The sequence below is a fragment of the Pseudoalteromonas sp. 120-MNA-CIBAN-0494 genome, assembly GCF_040308885.1.
GTDB classification, from domain to species: domain Bacteria; phylum Pseudomonadota; class Gammaproteobacteria; order Enterobacterales; family Alteromonadaceae; genus Pseudoalteromonas; species Pseudoalteromonas nigrifaciens.
Genome location: NZ_JBEOOE010000230.1, coordinates 1 through 237, shown reverse-complemented (window position 1 = coordinate 237; position 237 = coordinate 1). Strand labels below are relative to the sequence as shown.

Sequence of the window (237 nt, the reverse complement as noted above, 5' to 3'; positions counted from 1 at the left end):
CCCTTGAACTGATGACTGATTCGCGTGTCGTCGACGATGAGATACAGCAGGTCTTCCACCACATCCGCAATGCCTGCGCGTTCGCCCAGCTGAAGATAAAGGCTGTTGTCCGGTTCACGGTGAAAGCTTTGACAGCCTGTTAGAACAAGGCTGGCCAGAACAACAAGAGCGGCGAAGTGGGTCCGCATTGTGCCTGAGCGCATGATCAGAAACTCCCCTGCAGAGACAAATAAACAC

Annotated in this window: 1 pseudogene; it reads right to left on the bottom strand. The window is 53.6% G+C overall.

Annotated elements, in window-relative coordinates:
- Window positions 1-203, bottom strand: a pseudogene (locus AAEY55_RS18600) (hypothetical protein); the annotation flags it as partial.
- Between the last annotated feature and the right edge of the window lie 34 nt (window positions 204-237).